General features: G+C 60.5%; 4 protein-coding genes. All 4 read right to left on the bottom strand.

Going from position 1 to position 4,195, the window contains the following annotated elements; all coding sequences use genetic code 11:
• The coding region (locus tag WC359_14970; GenBank protein ID MFA5401751.1) for a hypothetical protein at window positions 1-660 on the bottom strand (660 nt) is incomplete at its 3' end.
• Complete coding sequence (locus WC359_14965; protein MFA5401750.1) at window positions 660-848, bottom strand: hypothetical protein; 189 nt, start codon at window positions 846-848, stop codon at window positions 660-662. The genes WC359_14970 and WC359_14965, both read right to left, overlap by 1 nt.
• Window positions 845-2,548, bottom strand: a complete 1,704-nt coding sequence (locus WC359_14960; GenBank protein MFA5401749.1) for a hypothetical protein — start codon at window positions 2,546-2,548, stop codon at window positions 845-847. The genes WC359_14965 and WC359_14960 overlap by 4 nt, the downstream gene beginning before the upstream one ends.
• On the bottom strand, window positions 2,545-4,068 hold the full coding sequence (locus WC359_14955) for a hypothetical protein (GenBank protein ID MFA5401748.1): 1,524 nt from the start codon (window positions 4,066-4,068) through the stop codon (window positions 2,545-2,547). The genes WC359_14960 and WC359_14955 overlap by 4 nt, the downstream gene beginning before the upstream one ends.
• Window positions 4,069-4,195 lie beyond the last annotated feature (127 nt).

The raw sequence follows: 4,195 nt of genomic DNA, 5'->3' as shown, positions 1-4,195 counted from the left end.
CTGCTGATTCGGGTCCAAAGCGTAGTCGCCCACCAACGGTCTCAGTCCACCGGGGGTCAGCAGCCCGCTCATCCAGCCCTGCTGCGTCGGAGTCGTCCCCCGGCGCGAGCCGTACTGGTCACCGCCGACGTTCCCGAACATATACGACGTGTCCGGTACGACCGTCCCGTACTGACCACGAGTGGCCTCCCCGAATTGGGAACTCTTGCCCGTAGTGCCACCGTAGAACTGCCCACCGACAACACCCGTGTCCACGTAGTCGCCGCCGACCTGCGAGCGATACATGGAGTCGATTTCGGACCGCTCCGCAAGGTCAGCCGCCTGCGCCTGTGCGCTGAACATCGCCGCGTTCGACCGCCCGATGCTCTCCCCGATAGACTCGTCGTTCCTCGAAAGCCGAGCCTGTATCCGACTCCGCTCGTCCTGTATCAGCGCCTTCCCGATGAAGTCGTTCGGGTCAAGCTCCGCCAGCATCGCCGCCAATACCTGTAGCCTCGCCTTCAACCTCGCGCTCGTTCCCACGGCAAGGTCCAGCCGCTCCGCTCCCGGCGACGCCTCACGCCCCGCTCGCACAACGGGATTCGCCGTCATCCAGCCAGACGAACCCAGCATCAAAGGGTCCGTGTAGCCTCCGTATTGGGAAGCGTCCAGAACTGCCACTAAGCGCCTCCTACAACCTTCATCGCGTACTGCTTGATTGCGGCTTCCAACGCCAGCTTGTCTCTTGTCTTCCTGTCCATCGGCATCTGCCACGGAGGGAGAGTCCCAGCGTTCCGCACCCTGCCGGCCACTCTCTCCATCCTCTCCGTTATCCCGATGGCAAGCCTCGTCGTCTCGTCCAGCTTCATTGCTGCACCACCGTCTCCTGCGCGGTCATGGCCCCTTCCGGCTGCACCCCGCTCTGAGGCACCATCTCACTCCCCGTCCGCGCCGTCACGTTGTTGGCCCCGCCTCTCTCAGCCTGGAACTGCATCAAGGCCATCTGCGCCGTCAGTAGGTCGCCCTTCTCCTTGGCTATCATCGCCGTGAGTAGCTGCTTCATAAACGGCTGCTCCATGTAGTCGTCCAGTAGCCTTCGGTCGGTCACCCGCTCCGACTCGTCGATGCTCATGTCCATGAACTGCGTGTGCATCGTCTGTCGGTCGATGGCCCCCGCCTGCCACTCAGCCAAGCCCTGAGAACGCTTCAAGGACTGAGCCTCCGGCGTCTCACTTACCAGCTTGACCTTGACCTCGCATCGGTCGTCAATCCTGTCCGGTGACACGCTCCGTACCACAGCCTTGCCTTCGTCCAGTGCCCTGACCGACACCTCATTCCCAAGAACCTTCAACGCCTGCCCGCACATCCGTAGGTAGTGCTCAAGGCCCCGCTGAAGGTTCATCAGCGCGTCCTTGTAGCGCGTCCTCTGGTGGGACAGTAAGTCTTCGGCGTGCCGTGCGGAGTAGACACCGCTTGTCCTCGCCCCGCTCATCTCGTTCGGCGCGTCGATGTAGCCCGACGCTATCGCCAGACCTTCACTCCAAGTGTGGTCAGGCCCCTTGCGGGTCTCCATCGGCTGAAGTTTGATAGCTTCCGTGTGCGCTACGACCACCGTGGGGTCAGTCGGCACTCCTTCAGGGAACTGATTGGCAAGGTCTTCAGGCTCGCCTATGGCCTCGGTCTGCGGCCATGCGTTCTTGACAACCTGCGCCTGCCGCGCGGAGAAAAGAATCTGCTCGGAGGTCAGTAGCTCCATCTCCCCGTAGAAGATTGGCCTCCACTCCTCCTCAACCTTCCCCTGATACGAACTCTGCCCAAACCCCGCAGGGATTATCACGAACGGCACGAACCCCAATGCGTTCGGCCCGTCGTACACCTTCTTCTCACCTATCATCACGACTCTACTCTTGTTTGTGTAGTAGTCGATGAAGGTCACCGTCTGCTCGTCCGGCTTCGGCTTCCACTTCCAGCTCGGATGATTCTCTACCAGTGCCATCCCTTCAGCCGTCGTAATCTCGTACATGACGAGCATATCCCGCGGCTGGAAGCTGTTCTGCATCGCCCGACTCGGATAGCAGTTCATCGGGTCGTAGCACGTGAACTTCAACGGGAAGTCCCACAACGCCCTGTCAGAGAACTCGTCCTCGTCCTCTCTCGTCCACCCCTGCTTGTCAACCCCGTAGAAGTCCTCGTTGAACCACAAACCAAGGATGCCGACGCCCCTCAGAAGTAATTTCTTCGGAGCCGTCTTGATGACCGGCATCAGCATCTCTTTGAGACACGCGTCGAACACCAACTGCGTGTCCCTCGCCCTCGCCTCGCTCGCCACCGACCGACCGGAAGGACGGACCTCCGTTACCGGATTGTCCTTCATGTAGTTGTGGTCGCCCGTGTCTACAATCTTCCTCGCCGTGTTCAGATGCACAGCTTCCGCATTGAGAGCCTTCGGCACCGGAACGTTGTCCCGCTGCTCGTAGTAGTCGTTCGCCTTCTGCCAGATGACGTGCGCTCCGGCGTAGACGCTATCCTTCCTGTATGTCGCCAGCTCTTGAAGCTCTTGCGCTTTCATCTCATTGCGAACGTACCCGCTCCCTTGAACTTGATTACCGGCATCGGCCCTGTATGCGGCGCCTTGTCCAGCAGACTATTCGTAATCGCCAGCGACATGACCGTATCGTCATGCCCCCGTGCCATCGCCTTCCCGTCAATCCAGAAGAAGTCCTGTAGCTCCGTGACTTGCGGCAGGAACGTTGTCGTCAGTGTCCCCCCGTTGATTGACTCGGCCAGCTTCCAAATCCACTTCTCGCCCTGCTCCGACGGCCCCCGCTGCCTCGCGGACTGCGTGGTGTCCACGCCCGGCTTCCCCTGCTTCTTCGCGTTCTCGTCCTTGTAGTACAGCTTGGGGTACCGCATGGCTACAAGGTCGTCTACCACGGCTACGCCCATGTTGTTCCGCTCGACTGCCAGCAGTGGGAAGCTGTACGTCTCGCACAGGTCGTATATCTCTCTAGCGAACTGATTGGTCGTCAGCGTCCTTGACCGGATAACGGCTACAACCTTGGCGTCCAGCCCCTTCTTGCCCACAATCGTCAGTACCGAGTAGTCGTCGCCGTGGCCCGATGCCACGTCCGCTCCGGCTACGTACTTCCACCCCGCCACGAACGGCTGCAACACGTGAACGAACGGCTTGCGCTGCGTCCATGTCACGTTCCGAGCCTCGGTCGCCAACTGGTCGGCCCCTGAGAAGATTCTTTCCTCTCCGGGCGGGGTAAGTGCCTCCTCCTCCGTCAGCGGGTAGTCCTGCCGTCTGAGGTATTCCTTCCCCTTGTACGACCGGCAGACTTCCTCCCACCACTCAGGGCCGAACAGGGGATGCTTGGTAGCGTCGTAGAACCTCGGAGTGAACCCGTTGTCGTTCTCTTTCGCCCCGTACCACAGCTTCTTGTAGAAGGAGTCAGGCTCGAATATCTCCGTCGTCGAACAGACGATGAACGTCCCGCCCGTCCGGTCAACCGTAGGCTTCAGGGCGGAAAACGACTTCTCCTGAATGGTCAGCCCCTTCTCCGTCGTCCGCCACTTGTCGTATTCGTCGCAGATAACGTCGGTCGCCGTGTACCCCGTTCCAGCCGTCGCCGTACACGGGAGCGCTCGAACCTCGGACTTGGTGCCCGACACCGTGTCCCACACAATCCCGATAGCGTCCGACGAGTCGGGAGACGGCGGCATCAGGTCGGTCATGGACGGCAGCCCCGTCCCTGCCAGAAGATTCCGGTAGATGAACTTCACATGGGAGAGGAAGTACTGCGCCTCCTCGTCCCCCTTCGAGATGATGAGGACGCGGGACATCGGCTTCGTGACCATCTTCCAGCAGCAGTAGCCCGCCAGCGTCCATGACACGGCTATCTGCCTTGACTTCAGGACAATCACGTTCCTGTGGTGCAGCAGCGTGTCCCACAGGTCCAAGAGATGCGGCAGCCTGCGGAACTGCAACGCGCCCTTGCCGGTCTCCTCGAACCATACGAACTTCAGGAACTCGGAAGGGTCTTGCCACGACACGAATATCTGTTGAAACTTCTCTTGGTCTGTCATGATAAGAAGGGGCCGGGGAACCCGAAGGCTCAACCCGGCCCGAGTAATGCTCGTGGAGTTGGGGTGGCGCGGAGGGACACGCCAGGGCCTATTCGAGCGTATTAGCCTCTCTCCACGCGGTCTATCT

It is taken from the genome of Dehalococcoidia bacterium (genome assembly GCA_041653995.1).
GTDB lineage: Bacteria > Chloroflexota > Dehalococcoidia > GIF9 > UBA5629 > CAIMUM01.
Note: the sequence above shows the minus strand (reverse complement) of the source record. Positions and strands in the feature narration are given on the sequence as shown.